17 protein-coding genes are annotated in these 17,917 nt (G+C 71.2%); 12 read left to right on the top strand and 5 right to left on the bottom strand.

All coding sequences use genetic code 11. The annotated features are described in order from the left end of the window. Nucleotides 1-34 precede the first annotated feature (34 nt). Nucleotides 35-1,948 (top strand): DUF6600 domain-containing protein, encoded by a 1,914-nt coding sequence (locus tag Q8X39_RS03685; RefSeq protein WP_305748294.1) that lies wholly within the window; start codon nt 35-37, stop codon nt 1,946-1,948. A 15-nt stretch (nt 1,949-1,963) separates the two neighbouring features. Here the strand turns inward: Q8X39_RS03685 and Q8X39_RS03680 are convergent, their stop codons facing one another. After that, nucleotides 1,964-3,277 (bottom strand): Hsp70 family protein, encoded by a 1,314-nt coding sequence (locus Q8X39_RS03680; RefSeq protein ID WP_305748293.1) that lies wholly within the window; start codon nt 3,275-3,277, stop codon nt 1,964-1,966. Nucleotides 3,278-3,408: 131 nt separating this feature from the next. Here Q8X39_RS03680 and Q8X39_RS03675 point away from each other — a divergent pair, with 131 nt between their 5' ends. From Q8X39_RS03675 to Q8X39_RS03660, 4 genes are read left to right on the top strand one after another with little or no spacing between them, the layout of a single operon-like run. Further along, nucleotides 3,409-3,813 carry a VOC family protein gene (locus tag Q8X39_RS03675; RefSeq protein ID WP_305748292.1) on the top strand — a complete coding sequence of 135 codons (405 nt, stop codon included), beginning with the start codon at nt 3,409-3,411 and terminating at the stop codon, nt 3,811-3,813. 46 nt (nt 3,814-3,859) lie between these two features. Next, complete coding sequence (locus Q8X39_RS03670; protein ID WP_305748291.1) at nt 3,860-4,150, top strand: VOC family protein; 291 nt, start codon at nt 3,860-3,862, stop codon at nt 4,148-4,150. 3 nt (nt 4,151-4,153) lie between these two features. Then, nucleotides 4,154-4,462 (top strand): TfoX/Sxy family DNA transformation protein, encoded by a 309-nt coding sequence (locus Q8X39_RS03665; RefSeq protein ID WP_305748290.1) that lies wholly within the window; start codon nt 4,154-4,156, stop codon nt 4,460-4,462. A 2-nt stretch (nt 4,463-4,464) separates the two neighbouring features. Beyond that, nucleotides 4,465-5,199, top strand: coding sequence for a helix-turn-helix transcriptional regulator (locus Q8X39_RS03660; RefSeq protein ID WP_305748289.1), 735 nt, complete (start codon nt 4,465-4,467; stop codon nt 5,197-5,199). Nucleotides 5,200-5,207: 8 nt separating this feature from the next. Here the strand turns inward: Q8X39_RS03660 and gatA are convergent, their stop codons facing one another. Continuing rightward, on the bottom strand, nt 5,208-6,713 hold the full coding sequence (gene gatA / locus Q8X39_RS03655; protein WP_305748288.1) for an Asp-tRNA(Asn)/Glu-tRNA(Gln) amidotransferase subunit GatA: 1,506 nt from the start codon (nt 6,711-6,713) through the stop codon (nt 5,208-5,210). A 16-nt stretch (nt 6,714-6,729) separates the two neighbouring features. Next, entirely contained in the window at nt 6,730-7,029 is a 300-nt protein-coding gene (gene gatC, locus Q8X39_RS03650) for an Asp-tRNA(Asn)/Glu-tRNA(Gln) amidotransferase subunit GatC (protein WP_305748287.1), read from the bottom strand. Nucleotides 7,030-7,403: 374 nt separating this feature from the next. Between gatC and Q8X39_RS03645 the strand changes: the two genes are divergently transcribed. From Q8X39_RS03645 to rodA, 5 genes are all read left to right on the top strand, one after another. Beyond that, the gene (locus Q8X39_RS03645) at nt 7,404-8,450 is read left to right on the top strand and encodes a rod shape-determining protein (protein WP_305748759.1); all 1,047 of its coding nucleotides are present in this window, start codon (nt 7,404-7,406) and stop codon (nt 8,448-8,450) included. Nucleotides 8,451-8,528: 78 nt separating this feature from the next. Beyond that, on the top strand, nt 8,529-9,479 hold the full coding sequence (gene mreC / locus Q8X39_RS03640; RefSeq protein ID WP_305748286.1) for a rod shape-determining protein MreC: 951 nt from the start codon (nt 8,529-8,531) through the stop codon (nt 9,477-9,479). Then, complete coding sequence (gene mreD, locus Q8X39_RS03635) at nt 9,476-9,994, top strand: rod shape-determining protein MreD (RefSeq protein WP_305748285.1); 519 nt, start codon at nt 9,476-9,478, stop codon at nt 9,992-9,994. Before mreC ends, mreD begins: the two co-directional genes overlap by 4 nt. 25 nt (nt 9,995-10,019) lie before the next feature. Then, nucleotides 10,020-12,164, top strand: coding sequence for a penicillin-binding protein 2 (gene mrdA / locus Q8X39_RS03630; protein WP_305748284.1), 2,145 nt, complete (start codon nt 10,020-10,022; stop codon nt 12,162-12,164). After that, nucleotides 12,161-13,315: a rod shape-determining protein RodA gene (rodA, locus tag Q8X39_RS03625; RefSeq protein WP_305748283.1), complete on the top strand. Its 1,155-nt coding sequence runs from the start codon at nt 12,161-12,163 to the stop codon at nt 13,313-13,315. The genes mrdA and rodA overlap by 4 nt, the downstream gene beginning before the upstream one ends. On the opposite strand, the gene Q8X39_RS03620 is transcribed toward rodA, so the two are convergent. Next, nucleotides 13,292-14,839, bottom strand: a complete 1,548-nt coding sequence (locus Q8X39_RS03620; protein ID WP_305748282.1) for a sensor histidine kinase — start codon at nt 14,837-14,839, stop codon at nt 13,292-13,294. The genes rodA and Q8X39_RS03620 overlap by 24 nt on opposite strands. 33 nt (nt 14,840-14,872) lie before the next feature. Beyond that, entirely contained in the window at nt 14,873-15,544 is a 672-nt protein-coding gene (locus Q8X39_RS03615; RefSeq protein ID WP_130479999.1) for a response regulator transcription factor, read from the bottom strand. Between the two features lie 200 nt (nt 15,545-15,744). Between Q8X39_RS03615 and recA the strand changes: the two genes are divergently transcribed. Both recA and recX read left to right on the top strand, forming a co-directional pair. Then, nucleotides 15,745-16,800 carry a recombinase RecA gene (recA, locus tag Q8X39_RS03610; RefSeq protein WP_305748281.1) on the top strand — a complete coding sequence of 352 codons (1,056 nt, stop codon included), beginning with the start codon at nt 15,745-15,747 and terminating at the stop codon, nt 16,798-16,800. 131 nt (nt 16,801-16,931) lie between these two features. Next, a complete protein-coding gene (gene recX / locus Q8X39_RS20505; RefSeq protein ID WP_369538090.1) occupies nt 16,932-17,618 on the top strand; it encodes a recombination regulator RecX in 687 nt (228 codons plus the stop codon). Nucleotides 17,619-17,917: the final 299 nt, after the last annotated feature.

Below are 17,917 nucleotides of genomic sequence, written 5' to 3'. Positions count from 1 at the left end.
CGTTGACCGGAGCACCAAGTCCCTGGAGCCGTCGATGTCCCTGAGTCCCGTTGCCCCCGCGTCCTGGCTGAGCCGGGCCGCCGCCACGCTGGCGCTGCTGGTCGGCCTGGCGGCGTTCGCCGGCACGGCCCGGGCGGCCGACGATCCGCCAGGCCGGGTCGGCCGCATCGCCTGGGTCGAGGGCGACGCCCGGCTGCGCCACGACGACGGCACGCCGGCGGTCGAGCACCGCGAGGACAACCTGCGCAACTGGCCGGTCACCGGCGGCGACCGCCTGTCGGTCGGCCGCGACAGCCGCGCCGAGATCGCCATCGGCTCGACCCGCCTGCGCCTGGGCGAGGACAGCGAGCTGACCGTCACGGCGCTGGACGATGACCGCATCGTGCTGGAGCTGGTCGAGGGCAGCCTGGCCATCGTGCTGCGCAGCGACGAGGTGGCCCGCGAGCTGTCGATCGAGACCGTCGCCGGCCGCCTGAGCCCGAGCGGCGCGGGCCTGTTCCGCGTCGACGTGCCGGCGCCGCGCCGGGGCGAGCCCGACACCGCCTCGGCGACCGCCTGGCGCCAGGCCCTGCTGATCGAGCAACCGGGCGTCGGCCGCCAGACCTTGCGCCCCGGCCAGCGCGCCGAGCTGTACCGTGACGGCGGCTGGCGGCTGACCACACCCGAATCGGACGCGTTCGCGCGCTGGGCCATGACGCAGGACAGCGCCCGCCCGCTGGCCAGCCGCGACGACCCGGTGCCCTCCGAGATGACCGGCGCCGACGAACTGGACGAGCACGGCGACTGGACCCGCGCGCCCGAGTACGGCTGGGTCTGGTTCCCGCGCCGCGTCGGCCCGAGCTGGGCGCCCTACCGCGACGGCCGCTGGGTCTGGGTGCGGCCGTGGGGCTGGACCTGGATCGACGACGCGCCCTGGGGCTACGCGCCCTCCCACTACGGCCGCTGGGTCTGGTGGCGCGACCGCTGGGGCTGGGTGCCCGGCGACTGGACGCCGCGCCCGGTCTGGGCCCCGGCGCTGGTGGTCTGGAACGGCAACCCCGGCGTGTCCTGGTCCGTCTCGATCGGCAGCGGCGTGGCCTGGTATCCGCTCGCGCCGCGCGAGGTCTACGTGCCGTCCTTCCGCGTCGGCATGCGCTACGTGCAGGCCGTCAACCGCCCGCATGTGCACGACGACCGGCTGATGGGCCGCGTGGTCGAGCGCCCGGACGAGGTGCTGCGCGGCACGCCATTCCGCTACAGCGGCTTCCGCGCCGCGATCAGCGTCGGCGACGGCCTGCGCGGCCGGGTCGAGGCCGGCCACGGCGTGATCCGGGCCCAACCCTGGCGCGACGAGTCCCGCCTGCCGCCGCGCGTGCGCGCCCCCGAACCGCCGCCACCGGTGCTGCGCCGCGATCCGCCCGCACCGCCGGTGGTCGAGCGGCCGGATCGATTCGATCGGGGTGAGCGAGGTGATCGCGACGGGCGCGACGGGCGCTTCCCGGCTCCGCGCCTCCCGGAGCGAAATCCGGATCGCAATCCGGATCGAACTCCGGACCGGGGCCTGGACCGCGTGATCCCCGCGCCCCGCCCGGTGCCGCCGGCCTCGCAGAGTGCGCCGATGCCGGTCGAGATCCTGCGGCCCGCGCCGCGTGTGGAGCCGCCGCAGCCCGAGCGCCAGCGACCGGAGGGACAGCGGCCGGAGTTCCAGCGGCCCGACATGCAGCGCCATGACAACCCGAGGCCGCAGCCGCCGCAGGTCCAGCCCGCAGCGCCGGTCCAGCAACCCGCACCACGCCTGGAGCCGCCCCGCATCGAGGCCGCGCGCCCGGAGATGGCCCGGCCGCAGCCGATGCGTCCGCCCGAGATCCGGCAGCCGGACGTCCCGCGTGGCCATGGCGGCGGGGACCGGGGTGCCGAACGGGGTGGCAAGCCCGAGCGCTGGCCGCCGGAGCGGGGCGGCGATCGCTGAGCCGCCGGGAACCGATCAGGCCCGCAGCAGCCGCGCGTAGACGCCCAGGCCGGCCGCCACGCTGGCGAGCCGGTCGCCGTGCACCGGGCGGGCGCCGGGGAAGGCCGCCGACAGCGTGTCGGTCAGGCCCTTCAGGCCGGTCGAGCCGCCGGTGAAGAACAGCGCGTCGATGCGCGACGGCTCCAGCCCGGCCAGCCGCACGGTCTCGTGTGCGGCGGCGGTGATGCGGGCGATGTCGTCGGCGACGAAACCGCCGGCCCGCTCGCCGTCCAGACCGACTTCCAGGCCACGCTCGACCAGCGACAGGTTGATGCGGGTCTCACCACCGGCGGCGACGTCGATCTTGGCCCGCTCGGCCCGCGCCAGCAGGTCATGGCCCAGGTGGTCGGTCAGCACCTTCATCAGGCGCTGGTGCAGCGTCACGTCGGCGTAGTTGACCTTGGTGGCACGCGCCTCGGCCAGGCGCTGCGGCCGGTACAGCGTGTTGACCAGGTGCCAGGTCGCGAGGTCGAAGTAGATCCGGCTGGGCACCTCGCGCGGCGGCTGGCCGCCGACGGACGGGCCGACGCTGCCGTAGCCGATCGCCGGCAGGATCGCGCCCAGCTCGACGCGGCGGTCGAAGTCGGTGCCGGCGATGTGCACGCCGTGGTGGGCCAGCACGTCGTCGCGCCGGTCCAGCCGGGCGCGGCGTTCGGGACCGATGCGCACGACCGAGAAGTCCGAGGTGCCGCCGCCGATGTCGGCCACCAGCAGCCATTGCTCGCGGTCCACGGTGGCCTCGTGGTGCAGCGCCGCCGCCAGCGGCTCGTACTGGAAGGCGATCTCCTCGAAACCGACCGCGCGGGCGGCGGCCTCCAGCGCGGACTGCGCCTGGGCGTCTCGCACGGGGTCGTCGTCGACGAAGAAAACCGGCCGGCCCAGCACCGCATGGCGCAGCGGGTGGCCGGCGCGGGCCTCGGCGGCGCGCTTGAGGTGCAGCAGGTAGCCGGTGATGACGTCGCTGAAGCTGACCGAGCGGCCGGCGCCGATGTCGGTGTGCTGGTCCATCAGGCTGGAGCCGAGCACGCTCTTCATCGAGCGCATCAGCCGGCCCTCGGTGCCCTCGGTGTAGGCCGCCACCGCCGCGCGGCCGAACAGCTTCGGCAGCGCCTGCAGGCCCGGCCCTTCGGACAGGTAGAAGACGGCGGTCGGCATGGTCAGGTGACCGTCTTCCAGCGGCACCAGCGCCATGCCACCGGCGGACACGACGTCCGGCACCGCGATGGCCGAGTTGGACGTGCCGAAGTCGATGGCGCAAAAGTCGTCGGTCTTCAAGTCTCTTGCGGTCACGTCGTCGGCTTTCTCGGTCGGGCTGGGTTCGGCGGGGCGCGGATGATACGGGCGCGCCCCTGCTGACACCCCGTTGTCAGCAGGGGCGGCGCAGCATGGGGGCTCCTGCAACCGACCCCACGGAGTCCTCTATGAACCAGAACACCACCCCCGCCGCCCTGAACGCCCGCGCCATCAACTGGTTCGAGATCCCGGTCGACGACCTCGACCGGGCCCAGCGCTGCTACGAGGCGGTGCTCGGCCGCACGCTGCGGCGCGAGTCCATGGGGCCGCAGACCGAGCTGGCCGTCTTCCCCTACGAGGCCGGACTGGCCACCGGCGGCTGCCTGATGAAGTCGCCCGGGCTGCGGCCACACGGCGACGGCCCGCGCCTCTACCTGAACGCCGAACCGTCGCTGGACGCCGCCGTCGGCCGCGCCGAACGCGCCGGCCTGCGCATCGTCGTGCCCCGGGTCAACCTGCCTGGCGAGATGGGCGCCTTCGCGGTCATCGTCGACAGCGAGGGCAACCAGGTCGGGCTGCACGCGATGGCCTGACCGCGCCGGCACCCGGCCGATACTGGCGGGCCCGCAGGAGACCGCCATGCACTACGCCTACACCATCGTCTACGTGCAGGACCCGGAGGCCTCGCTCTCGTTCGACGAGCGCGCCTTCGGCCTCGAACGCCGCTTCATCTCGCCGGACGGCGACGATGGCGAGCTGCAGACTGGCGGGACCACGCTCTCGTTCGCCCGCCACGCGCTGGCCCGCGCGGTCGAGGCCGGCGGCACCGTGCTGAAGCCGCCGACCGTCAAGCCCTGGGGCCTGACCGTCGCCTACCTGCGCTGCCCCGACGGCAGCCTGGTGGAGCTGTGCACGCCGGTGGGTGGGTAAGGCATGGCACCGTCGAACGCCGACGACCAGGCCGTGCCGCTGGGACCGGTGTCAGCCGCCTGGCTGGCGCAGGTCGGCGTGCACCGGGTCGCGGACGTGAAGGCGCGCGACGCCGTCGAGCTCTACCTCGCCGTGCGCGCGATCTGGCCGGCGGCCAGCCTGAACCTGCTCTACGCGCTGGTGGCGCTGCAGGACGGCGGCGACTGGCGCCAGGTCGCACGCGAGCGGCGCACCGAGCTGCTGATGCGGCTCGATGACCGGGGCCAGGCACCGCGCCGCACCGGTCGAGTCGTCGCCGGCAAGCCGGGCTGACCATGCGCCGTGCCGAACGCCTGTTCGAACTGGTCCAGCTGATCCGGGGCCGGCGCCTGTCGACCGCCGCCTGGCTGGCCGATCGCCTGGGCGTGTCGGCCCGCACGGTCTACCGCGACGTCGCCGACCTGCTGGCGCAAGGCGTACCGATCGAGGGCGAGGCCGGCGTCGGCTACCGGCTCGGGCGCGGCTACGAGCTGCCGCCGCTGATGTTCAGCAGCGCCCAGGCTCAGGCACTGGTCGCCGCGATCCGGGTCGCGGCACCGCGGCTGGACGACCGCATGGCTCGCGACGCCGAGGACGCGCTGGGCCGCATCCTGGCCGTCATGCCATCGACCGAACGCACCGCCGCCGACCGCCTCGCGCTGTTCGTGCCGCCCCACCTGCGCGAGCGCATGCCCGGCCGCGAGGCGCTGGCGCCGGTCAGGCTGGCGATCGACCAGCGCCGCAAGCTGCGCTTGGACTACCGCGACGCGGCCGGCCAGGCCAGCCAGCGCGTCGTGCGCCCGCTGGCCTGCTTCTGCTGGGACGCGGTCTGGACGCTGGCCGCGTGGTGCGAGGCCCGCAGCGACTTCCGCCACTTCCGGCTCGACCGCATGGCCGCGATCGAGACGCTGGACGAGCCCTTCCGCGACGAGCCCGGCCGCACGCTGGCCGACTTCCTGCGGCGCATCGAGGACGAAGGCCGCCTCAAGAAGACGAAAGGCCCCGCGAGGGGGCCTTCGGCGCGGGACTGAAGCGTCGATCAGGCGGCCAGCGCAGGTGCCTGGCGGTGCCAGTCGGTCGCCTGTTGCAGCGCATGGCCGGCGTGCAGCAGCGCGCCTTCCTGCCAGTAGTTGCCGATCAGCTGCAGGCCCACCGGCAGGCCGCCGGCGCCAAAACCGGCCGGCACGCTGATGCCGGGCAGGCCGGCCAGGCTGGCGGGCAGCGTGAAGATGTCGGCCAGGTACTCGGCCACCGGGTCGTTCTGGCTGCCCAGCGCCCGCGCCACGGTCGGCGCGACCGGGCCGGCGATCAGGTCGCACTGCGCGAAGGCGGCCTGGAAGTCGTCGGCAATCATGCGGCGCAGCTTCTGGGCCTGCAGGTAGTAGGCGTCGTAGTAGCCGTGGCTGAGCACGTAGGTGCCGATCATGATGCGGCGCTTGACCTCGGGGCCGAAGCCCTCGCTGCGGCTCTTGCGGTACATCTCGCCCAGGTCCTTGAAGTCCTGCGCGCGATGACCGTAGCGCACGCCGTCGTAGCGGCCCAGGTTCGAGCTGGCCTCGGCCGGCGCGATGATGTAGTAGACGGGGATGGACAGCTCGGTGCGCGGCAGGCTGACGTCGACCAGCGTGGCGCCCAGCCGTTCCAGTTCGGCCAGCGCGGCGCGGGTCGCGGCCAGCACGTCGGCGGTCACGCCGTCGCCGAAGAACTCGCGCGGCAGGCCGATGCGCAGGCCCTGCAGCGGGCGGGCCGCGCTGGCGCCTTCGCGCACGGCGGTGGTCGCGGCGACGAAGTCCGGCACCGGCTGTTCGGCGCTGGTGGCGTCGCGCGGGTCGAAGCCGCTCATGGCCTGCAGCAGGTGGGCGCAGTCGAGCGCGCTGCGCGCCATCGGCCCGGCCTGGTCGAGGCTGGAGGCGAAGGCGATCATCCCGTAGCGCGAGCAGCGGCCGTAGGTCGGCTTGATGCCGGTGATGCCGGTGAAGGCGGCCGGCTGGCGCACCGAACCGCCGGTGTCGGTGCCGGTCGCGCCAGGCACCAGGCGGGCTGCGACGGCCGCCGCACTGCCGCCGGACGAGCCGCCGGTGATGCGGCTCGGATCCCAGGGGTTGCGGGCCGGATACCAGGCCGAGTTCTCGTTGCTGCCGCCCATCGCGAACTCGTCGCAGTTGAGCTTGCCCAGCGTGACCGCGCCGGAGGCGGCCAGGCGGCTGACCACGGTCGCGTCGAAGGGGCTGCGGTAGCCGGCCAGCATCTTCGAGCCGGCGGTGCTGGGGAAGTCGCGCGTGACGAAGATGTCCTTGTGCGCGATCGGCACGCCCAGCAGCGCATGGCCGGCACCGGAGGCGCTGGTGACGCCCTGGGCGCGCCAGGCATCGGCGGCGGTGGCCTGGGCCAGCGCGACGTCGGCGTCGGTGCAGAGGAAGGCGCCGAGCGACCCGTGCGTGGCGACGCGGTCGAGCAGGTGGCGGGTCAGCTCGACGCTGGAGACGGTCTTGGCGTCGAGGGCGGCGGCCACGTCGGCCACGCCCAGGTGATGGAGGTCGGTCATGTCGGGGCTCGCTCGCTCACTCGATCACGCGGGGGACGAGGAACAGGCCGCCTTCGACGGCCGGCGCGCTCTTCTGGTTGGCCTCGCGCTGGTCGGTCTCGGTGACGCCGTCCTCGCGCAGGCGCAGGCTGACGTCCTGGACCGCCGACAGCGGCGTGTACAGCGGCTCGACGCCGGTGGTGTCGACCGCACGCATGCGCTCGACGATGTCGAAGAAGCCGTTGAGCTGGCCGAGCAGGTCACGCTGCTCGGTCTCGCCGAGGTCGAGCCGCGCCAGATGGGCGATGCGGCTCACGTCCGCAGGTGTGAGGGCCATGGTGTCTGGAGTGGGTGCAGGCGCGTCGGTCGGCGGGGGCGGAGCGGGCCGTCGGGACCACCCGGGAGCCTGCGCCCGGCCGGTCGCAAGACCGGTGCCGTGACCGTCGCGCCGAGGGTTCCGACGCGGTCCCGGTGCGGCAGGCCGCCCGGGTGCTTGCGGTATTATGGCCCGCCTTTCCAGCAGGTCCGCCCTGCAAGAAGCACGCTGCCGCCTGTGGTCTCGCCCCGGGCGGCTCGTGGTTTCTGGGGTCGGTCGAATGGTCACGAACTGTCACCGACCCAAGCCCTGTGCCCCGCCTCGCGGGGTTCCATTGAGTTCAAGGAAGGTGTCCGCCGCACGTGGCCGACCTTCCGGATGCCGCCGAGTTGCCCATGTTCTTCGGATCGATGCGCCGTTACTTCTCCACCGATCTCGCGATCGACCTGGGGACCGCCAACACCCTGATCTACGTCCGAGGCACGGGCATCGTGCTGAACGAGCCCTCCGTGGTCTCGATCCGCCACGAAGGCGGGCCCAACGGCAAGAAGACCATCCAGGCGGTTGGCGCCGAGGCCAAGGCCATGCTGGGCAAGGTGCCCGGAAACATCGAGGCCATCCGGCCGATGAAGGACGGCGTGATCGCCGACTTCACCGTCACCGAGCAGATGCTCAAGCAGTTCATCAAGATGGTGCACCCGCGCTCGCTGCTGCGGCCGAGCCCGCGCATCATCATCTGCGTGCCCTGCGGTTCGACCCAGGTCGAGCGCCGCGCGATCCGCGAATCGGCCCTGGGTGCCGGCGCCAGCGAGGTCTACCTGATCGAGGAGCCGATGGCCGCCGCGATCGGTGCCGGGCTGCCGGTCAGCGAGGCCTCGGGCTCGATGGTCGTCGACATCGGCGGGGGCACCACCGAGGTCGGCATGATCTCGCTGGGCGGCATGGTCTACAAGGGCTCGGTGCGGGTCGGCGGCGACAAGTTCGACGAGGCCATCATCAACTACATCCGCCGCAACTACGGCATGCTGATCGGCGAGCCGACCGCCGAGGCGATCAAGAAGGAAATCGGCAGCGCCTTCCCGGGCTCCGAGGTCAAGGAGATGGAGGTCAAGGGCCGCAACCTCTCCGAAGGCGTGCCGCGCAGCTTCACGGTCTCGTCCAACGAGATCCTGGAAGCCCTGACCGACCCGCTCAACCAGATCGTCTCCAGCGTCAAGAAGGCGCTTGAGCAGACCCCGCCGGAACTGGGTGCCGACATCGCCGAGCGCGGCATGATGTTGACCGGCGGCGGCGCCCTGCTGCGCGACCTGGACCGCCTGCTGGCCGAGGAAACCGGCCTGCCGGTGCTCGTGGCCGAGGACCCGCTGTCCTGCGTGGTGCGCGGCTGTGGCATGGCGCTCGAACGCATGGAGCGCCTGGGCTCGATCTTCACCTCGGAATGAGGCTGCGCGAGCCTGCACGCCGCGCCGCCGACCTGTGGTGCCGCCCCGAACGGGCCGCCCTGACCGCGCCCCACTGACATGCCGCTGGGCACCCTCGACCGCACACCGCCGCCGTTCTTCCGCCAGGGCCCCTCGGCCCTGACGCGGCTGGTGTTCTTCGCCTCCGCAGCGGTCTTCCTGATGGCGGCCGACACGCGGCTGGGCATCGGCAAGCCGGTGCGTGCGGTGCTCGCGATGGCGCTGCACCCGATCGAGGTCGCGCTGCTCGCGCCGGTGCGCGGGGCGAACAACGCGGGCGACTACTTCGGCGGCATCGCGCTGGCGCAGCAGGAAGCCGAGGCCGCCCGCGCCGAGGCCCGCCAGCAGGCCGCCCGCGCCTTGCCGGTCGAGCAGCTGATGCAGGAGAACGCGCAGCTGCGCAGCCTGCTGGAACTGCGCGACCGCCTGGCACTTCGTAGCCATGCAGCCGAGGTGCTCTACGAGGCACCCGATCCCTACAGCCGCAAGATCGTGATCGACAAGGGCGAGCAGGCCGGCCTGTTGCAGGGCTCGCCGGTGATCGATGCACGCGGCGTGCTGGGCCAGGTCACGCGCCTGTACGCGCTGACGGCCGAGGTCACGCTGCTGGTCGACCGCGATGCCGCGATCCCGGTGCTCAACCGCCGCACCCAGCAGCGCAACGTCGCCTACGGCGCGCCCGGCAGCGACGGCATGGAACTGCGCTTCGTGGCCGCCAACGCCGACGTGCACGACGGCGACGAGCTGCTCACCTCCGGCCTTGACGGCGTCTACCCGCCCGGCCTGCCGGTGGCCCGCGTGGTCAGCCTGGAGCGCCGCACCCAGAACGACTTCGCCCGCATCGGCCTGCAACCCATGGCGATGGCCGATGGCGTGCGTCATGTGCTGGTGATCGACCCGATCGGCACCCAGCTGCCGCCACGACCGGAGGCGGCCGCGTCGTCGGCCTCGCCCGCAGGCGGTCGCGCCAACCCGCGTCGCCCCATGCCCGCACCGGGAGGCCGGCCATGATGCCGCGCATCGGCGACCAGCTGCTGCTGCCGGTCAACCCGTGGTTCATGTGGGGGTCCCTGCTGCTGGCCCTGGTCGGCAACATGGTTCCGCTGGGACGCCAGCCGGCGATGCCCGACCTGGTCGCCGTCGTGCTGGTGTTCTGGAACGTGCACCAGCCGCGCCGCGTGGGCGTCGGCGCGGCCTTCGTGTTCGGGCTGCTGATGGATGTGCACGAGGGCGCGCTGCTCGGCCAGCACGCGCTGGCCTACACGCTGCTGAGCTACTTCGCGATCACCATCCACCGCCGCCTGCTCTGGTTCACGGCGCCCGCGCAGGCCCTGCACGTGCTGCCGTTGATGGCGGCATCGCACGTGGTCACGCTGCTGCTGCGGCTGGCCTCGGGCGGCGAGTTCCCGGGCTGGGAACTGATGCTCTCGCCGTTGTTCGAAGCGCTGTTGTGGCCGGTCGTGAGCCTGGTGCTGCTGGCCCCCCAGCGACGTGCGCCGGACCCCGACAAGCACCGGCCGCTTTGATGACGCCCACGGGCGGACCGTCCCGATGATCGAACTGCGCAACGTCGAACAGGAGCTGGAGCGTTTTCGCACCCGCCTGATCGTGGCTGCCCTGGTCGTGCTGGTCTGCTTCGGCCTGCTGGTGATGCGGCTGGTGCACCTGCAGATCGTCACCCACGACGAGCTGTCGACGCAGGCCGAGAACAACCGCATCGCGGTGGTGCCGATCGTCCCGAACCGCGGCCTGATCGTCGACCGCAACGGCGTCGTGCTGGCCGACAACTACTCGGCCTACACGCTGGAGATCAACCGCTCGCAGCTGGCCGTGCCGCTCGACGAGGTGATCGACCAGCTCGCCGAGGTGGTCGAGATCCAGCCGCGCGATCGGCGCCGCTTCCGCCGCCTGATGGAAGACAGCAAGAGCTTCGAGTCGCTGCCGATCCGCACCAAGCTGAGCGACGCCGAGGTGGCCCGCTTCACCGCCCAGCGCTACCGCTTCCCCGGCGTGGAGATCAAGGCGCGGCTGTTCCGCAACTATCCCTACGGCGAACTGGCCAGCCACGTGCTGGGCTACATCGGCCGCATCAACCAGGCCGAGAAGGCCGCGATGGACGACTGGCCGGAAGAGGAATACGCCAACTACCGCGGCACCGAGATCATCGGCAAGCTCGGCATCGAGCAGCGCTACGAACGCGAGCTGCACGGCATCACCGGCGTCGAGGAGGTCGAGACCAGCGCCGGCGGCCGCCCGGTGCGGCGGCTGCGCTCGGAGCCGTCCTCGCCCGGCAACACCGTGCGCCTGGCGCTGGACATCAAGCTGCAGGCCATGATCGAGCGGCTGTTCGGCGACCGCCGCGGCGCGCTGGTGGCGATCGACCCGCGCAACGGCGAGATCCTGGCCTTCGTCAGCAAGCCGACCTTCGACCCCAACCTGTTCGTCGACGGCATCGACCAGGACAGCTGGAAGGAGCTCAACGAGTCGATCGACAAGCCGCTGCTCAACCGCGCGCTCAAGGGCACCTACCCGCCCGGATCGACCTTCAAGCCCTTCATGGCCATCGCCGCGCTGAACACCGGCAAGCGCAGCGCCACGCAGGTCATCAACGACAACGGCTCGTTCATGTTCGGCAACCACCGCTTCCGAAGCCACGGCGACTCCGGTCTCGGGCCGGTCGACATGGTCAAGTCCATCGTGCTGTCGAGCAACGTCTACTACTACTCGCTGGCCAACGAGATGGGCGTGGACCTGATGCACCAGCAGCTCGAACCCTTCGGCTTCGGTCGCCGCACCGGCATCGACCTGGACGGCGAGGCCACCGGCGACCTGCCGTCGACCGAGTGGAAGCGGCGCAAGTACAAGCGCCCCGACCAGCAGCGCTGGTATGCCGGCGAGACGATCTCGCTGGGCATCGGCCAGGGCTACAACAACTTCACGATGGTGCAGATGGCGCACGCCATGGCCACGCTGGTATCGGGTGGCCAGCGCCATGAACCGCGCGTGGTCCACGAGATCGAGAACGTCGTCACCCACGAGCGCCGCCCGCCGCCAGGCGAGCCGCTGGAGGCGCTGCCGCTCAAGCCCGAGCACGTCGAGGTGATCCGCCGCGCGCTGCACGGCGTGACGGTCGAGGGCACCTCCACCCGCGTCTTCGCCGGTGCCGGCTATGCCAGCGGCGGCAAGACCGGCACGGCACAGGCCAAGAGCGTCGGACAGAACGAGAAGTACAACGCCGCCCGGCTGACCGAATACTTCCGCGACCACTCGCTCTACACCGCCTTCGCGCCGTTGGACCAGCCGACCGTGGCGCTGGCCGTGATCGTCGAGAACGCGGGCTTCGGGGCCGAGGCCGCCGCGCCGATCGCGCGCCGCGTGCTCGACTACCTGCTCAGCGGCCTCTACCCGAGCGAGGAAGACTTCGAGCTGGCCCGCATCGGCAAGGCCGGTGCGCCGGTCGGCCAGCAGCGCCGGGTCGCCGACATCGCGCTGCCCACGCTGATGAACGCGGGGATCGCGACGCCGGGTGCGGCGTCCGGGGCCGCTTCCGGGGCCGCGTCCGGGGCAGCATCTGGCGCGGCATCCGGTGCTGCGGCCAAGGCGGGTTCTTCCGCGACGGCTGCCACGGCAGCCACGGCTGCCGCAGTCGCCACGAAGGCAACATCCGACAAGACCGCCCCGATCCGCCCGCGATGAACCAGTCCTTCAACCGCCAGACCCTGCGCCAGCGCCTGCGCCCCTGGTTCGACGGCTTCGACGCGCCGCTGGTCTGCGCCATCCTGCTGTTGTGCGCCTGTGGCCTGCTGGCGATGTACTCGGCCGGCTTCGACCACGGCACACGCTTCGTCGACCACGCCCGCAACATGCTGCTGGCCGCGCTGATCCTGTTCACCGTCGCCCAGGTGCCACCGCAGCGCCTGATGGCCATGGCCGTGCCGCTCTACACCATCGGCATGCTGTTGCTGATCGCGACCGCGCTGTTCGGCGTGACCAAGAAGGGGGCGACCCGCTGGCTCTACGTCGGCGTGGTGATCCAGCCCAGCGAGATCCTCAAGATCGCCACGCCGCTGATGCTGGCCTGGTGGTTCCAGCGCCGCGAGGGCCGGGCGCAGACGAGACACTTCGTCATCGCCGGCGTGCTGCTGTTGCTGCCCGCGGCGCTGATCGCCAAGCAGCCGGACCTGGGCACCGCCATCCTGGTGCTGTCGGCCGGTTTCTTCGTGATCTTCTTTGCCGGCCTGTCCTGGCGGCTGATCGTGCCGGTCGCGGCGGTCGGCGTGATCGGCATCGTCGCGCTGGTGCTGGCCGGGCCGACGCTGTGCGAACCGGGCGTCAACTGGGTCGTCCTGCACGACTACCAGAAGAACCGCATCTGCACGCTGCTGGACCCGACCAAGGACCCGCTCGGAAAGGGCTTCCACATCATCCAGGGGATGATCGCGATCGGCTCGGGCGGCATCACCGGCAAGGGCTTCATGAAGGGCACGCAGACCCACCTGGAGTTCATTCCCGAGCGCACCACCGACTTCATCTTCGCGGCCTACGCCGAGGAATTCGGGCTGATCGGCGCGCTGGTGCTGGTGGCCGGCTTCTCGTTCCTGATCCTGCGCGGCCTGACGATCTCGTTCGCGGCCCCGAGCGTGTTCTCGCGCTTGCTCGGCGGGGCGATCACGATGAGCTTCTTCACCTACGCCATGGTCAACATGGGCATGGTCAGCGGCATCCTGCCGGTGGTTGGCGTGCCGCTGCCCTTCATCAGCTACGGCGGCACCGCGATGGCGATGCTCGGCCTGTCCCTGGGCATCCTGATGTCGATCTCGCGCTCACGCGGACTGATGCAGCGCTGAGCCACCCGGCTCGCTCGCCACCGCCATGGCCGTCGGCGGCAACTGGCGCGGCAGGCGCAACGTGAAGCGCGCGCCCGGACCTTCGCCGGCCGGCACCTGATGCGCCGAGCGGGCATCGTCCAGCACGATCGCGGTGCCGTGCTGCGCGGCGATCTCCGCCACGATCGCCAGGCCAAGGCCCGAGCCGTCGACCGTCGTGCCCAGGGCCCGGTAGAAGGGCTGGAAGACCAGCTCACGCTCGCTCGCCGGGATGCCCGGCCCCGAGTCCTCGACCTGCAGCACCACCACCTGCCCGAACGGATCGACCAGCAGGCGCACCGTCACCGTGCCGCGCGCCGGCGTGTACTGCAGCGCGTTGTCGACCAGGTTGGCGATGGCCTCGCGCAGCATCAGCGGGATGCCCAGCACATGGCAGTCGTGGGCGGGATCGCCGTCGTCGATGTCGCCGCCAGGGCCCTCGAAGCCGAGGTCGATGCCCTTGTCCAGCGCCTTGGGCACGAAGTCGCGCACCACGTCGACGGCCAGCGCACGCAGGTCCAGCGGCACCCGCGCCGCGTTCGTTGCCTGGGCATCGGTGCGGGCCATCGACAGCAGCTGGTTGACCATGTGCGCGGCGCGCTGCGAGGCATTGGCCATGTGCTCCAGCGACTCGCGCAGCGAGGCCGGATCGCCGTTGCCGTCGGCCAGTGCCCGCGCCGCCAGCTCGGCCTGCATGCGCAAGCCCGCCAGCGGCGTCTTGAGCTGCTGGGCGGCATCGGCCAGGAAGCGCTTCTGCGTGGCCATCGAGTCCTGCTGGCGGTCGAGCAGGTCGTTGATGGCCTGGACCAGTGGCGAGACCTCCTCGGGCACGTCGAGCACGTCGATCGGCGACAGGTCATCGCTGGGACGCTGGCGGATGCGCTGCTGCAACGCGTTCAGCGGCGCGAGACCTCGCGCCAGCGCGAACCAGACCAGCAGCACCGCCACCGGCAGGATCACGAACTGCGGCAGGATCACGCCCTTGATGATCTCGGTGGCCAGGCGCGAGCGCTTGGTCAGCGTCTCGGCCACCTGCACCAGCGCCGGGCGGTCCTGCCCCGGCACGTCGACCCATTCATAGGCCACGCGCACGCTGTCGCCCAACATCTCGTCGTCGCGCAACTGGGGCTCGCCGGGGCGCGGCAACTCGCTCTCGTGCGGCACCGGCAGGTCGCGGTCACCGCTGACGAACTCGCCGCGACTGCCCAGCACCTGGTAGTAGACGTTGTCGACCTCGTCGGCCCGGAACAGCCGGGCGGTCTCGCGCGGCAGGTCGAAGCCGAGGCCGCCGGGGCGCACCTCGATGCGCTGCGCCAGCGTGCGCACCGACTCGCGCAGCGCCCGGTCATAGGGCTTGCTGGCGATGCCCTGTGCGGCCAGCCAGGTCAGCGCCAGGCTCATCGGCCAGATCACCAGCAGCGGAGCGAGCATCCAGTCGAGGATCTCGCCGAACAGCGAACGCTGCTCGCGCCGCCGCGCCAGCGCACCCAGCGCCGCGCGCTTCATGCGTCGCCGCCGATCACGCCGCGCATCCGCGCATCAGGCGGGGATCTTCTCAAGGCAGTAGCCCAGGCCGCGTACGGTGGCGATGCGGATCGGACCCTGCTCGATCTTCTTGCGCAGCCGGTGGATGTAGACCTCGATCGCGTTGTTGCTGACCTCTTCGCCCCATTCGCACAGGCGCTCGACCAGCTGGTCCTTGCTGACGAGGCGGCCGGCGCGCTGCAGCAGCACCTCCAGCAGGCTCAGTTCGCGCGCGGACAGGTCGACCATCTGCTCGTTGATGTAGGCGACGCGGCCGGTCGCGTCGAAGCTCAGCGGACCGTGGCGGATGATGGCGCTGGCCGAGCCGAGGCCGCGGCGGGTCAGCGCCCGCACGCGCGCTTCGAGTTCCTGCAGCGAGAAGGGCTTGGCCATGTAGTCGTCGGCACCGAGGTCCAGGCCCTTCACGCGCTGCTCGACGCTGTCGGCCGCGGTCAGGATCAGCACCGGGACGGACGACCCGCGCGAACGCAGCTTCTTGAGCACCTCCAGGCCATGCAGCTTGGGCAGGCCGAGGTCCAGGATCAGCAGGTCGAACTCGTGCGCGGCGAGCGCCGCATCCGCTTCCGAGCCGCTGCCCACATGGTCCACCGCATAGCCAGCCGCGCGCAGGCTGCGCAGCAGGCCATCGGCCAGGACCTGGTCATCTTCGGCTATCAGGATGCGCATCGTGGTGTCTCCTCGCTGGATGCTCGACGTCAGGCTCTTGTCGCGTCATTGTAGGAAGCGCTCACGACCGCCCTCCATCGGTGTTGTCGCGGTGCGGCATGCAGAATCCGGCGCTCTTTCCCGCCCATGCGCCGCGCGCCGGGTACTGTACAAACATCCAGCACATCACGATAATGGCGACCAAATCCACGGAGAAACGCATGGACGCGAGCACCGCGAAGTCCGCCCTCAGCGGCGAAAAGGCCAAGGCCCTGCAGGCCGCGCTGGCCCAGATCGAGAAGCAGTTCGGCAAGGGCTCGATCATGCGGCTCGGCGAGGGCGAGGTGATCGAGGACATCCAGGTCGTCTCCACCGGATCGCTGGGCCTGGATGTGGCCCTCGGCGTCGGCGGCCTGCCGCGCGGCCGGGTGATCGAGATCTACGGCCCGGAATCCTCGGGCAAGACGACGCTGACGCTGCAGGTCATCTCCGAGATGCAGAAGCTTGCCGGCGTCTGCGCCTTCATCGACGCCGAGCATGCACTCGACGCCCAGTACGCCCAGAAGCTCGGCGTCAACCTGCAGGACCTGCTGATCAGCCAGCCCGACACCGGCGAGCAGGCCCTCGAGATCGTCGACGCGCTGGTGCGCTCGGGCTCGGTCGACCTGATCGTCGTCGACTCGGTCGCCGCATTGACGCCCAAGGCCGAACTCGAAGGCGAGATGGGCGATGCCCTGCCCGGCCTGCAGGCCCGGTTGATGAGCCAGGCGCTGCGCAAGCTCACCGCCACGATCAAGAAGACCAACTGCATGGTCATCTTCATCAACCAGATCCGCATGAAGATCGGCGTGATGTTCGGCAGCCCCGAGACCACCACCGGCGGCAACGCGCTGAAGTTCTATTCCTCGGTCCGCCTGGACATCCGCCGCATCGGCAGCATCAAGAAGGGCGAGGAAGTCATCGGCAGCGAGACCAAGGTCAAGGTCGTCAAGAACAAGGTCGCCCCACCGTTCAAGACCGCCGAGTTCGACATCCTCTACGGGGAAGGCATCAGCCGCGAAGGCGAGATCATCGACATGGGCGTGATCGCCAAGGTGGTCGACAAGTCCGGCGCCTGGTACGCCTACAACGGCGAGAAGATCGGCCAGGGCAAGGACAACGCCCGCGAGTTCCTGCGCGAGAACCCGGCGTTGGCCGTCGAGATCGAGAACAAGATCCGCGATTCGCTGGGCATCGCCCTGCTGCCTTCGGCGGGCGCGGACGCCGGCGCGGCCTGATCCGGGTCGACCGACCCGATCCAGGCGAGACGCCCGGCGCTGCACCGTCAGTCCCTGGCGATCACCCGACAAGGCCCGGCCCGCGTCCGGGCCTTGTCGTTTCTCAGCCCAGCCACACCCGCACGCCCGCCATGGCCACGTCCCCGCTGTCGCTCAAGGCCCGTGCGCTCAAGCTGCTCGCGGCACGCGAGCATTCGCGCGCCGAACTGGTTCGCAAGCTCACGCCGCACCTGAAGGACGGCGAGAACCTCGATGCGGTGCTGGACGAACTGACCCGCCGAGGCTTCCTCGACGAGGCACGCTACGTGGCCTCGGTCGTGCATCGGCGCGCCGCCCGCAGCGGTGCCAGCCGGATCCGCCAGGAACTGCAGGCCCAGGGCATCGACGCCCCGCAGATGGCCGAGGCGCTGGACACGCTGCAGTCCTCCGAACTCGCTCGCGCCCAGGAACTCTGGCAGCGTCGCTATGGCCAGCCGCCGGCCGATCTGCGCGAGGCGGCGAGGCAGAACCGGTTCCTGTTGTCGCGTGGCTTCAGCAGCGAGGTGGTGCGGCGGATCGTGCGCATCGACGAGGCTCGCGAGGCCGACCGAACGGCACGTGATGACGACGCCGTCGAGAAGTCGATCGGGCCGGGCGAAGGGCCGGGCGAAGGGCCGGAAGGGACGCACGATGTCGAAGACGCGCGGTCCGCCGGCCAGAAAGCCGACGACAGCGCCGAACCGGACGATGGCGACGGCGACGGCGACGGCGAAGCCTGGACCCGCAGCAGCCGCAGCCCAGCGGCGGGCCGTCCGCCGTCGCGCTGGCGCCGTCGTTGATGCACCGATGCGCCACGGCGCTGAGGCATGAACGCCACAACTCAGGCAACACGTGCACCACGATAGACCGCATGCTGAACATCGAGCCCGAAGGTGGCGATTGCGGCAGTGCAACATGCTAGAGTGCCGCCGCGCCGTCGGCCTTGCGTGTCCCTGCACGCCCGCCCCAGGTCGCCTCCCCTGACGCGGCATCGCAGCCGTGCATCACCCCGTCCCCCCCAGGACCACGCACACACCACACCCATGAAGATCCACGAGTACCAAGGCAAGGAAATCCTGCGCCAGTTCGACGTGCCGGT

The sequence above is a fragment of the Leptothrix discophora genome (genome assembly GCF_030705305.1).
Classification (GTDB): Bacteria; Pseudomonadota; Gammaproteobacteria; order Burkholderiales; family Burkholderiaceae_C; genus Sphaerotilus; species Sphaerotilus discophorus.
The sequence above is the reverse complement of the archived record's forward strand: the minus strand, read 5'-3'. Positions and strand labels throughout refer to the sequence as shown.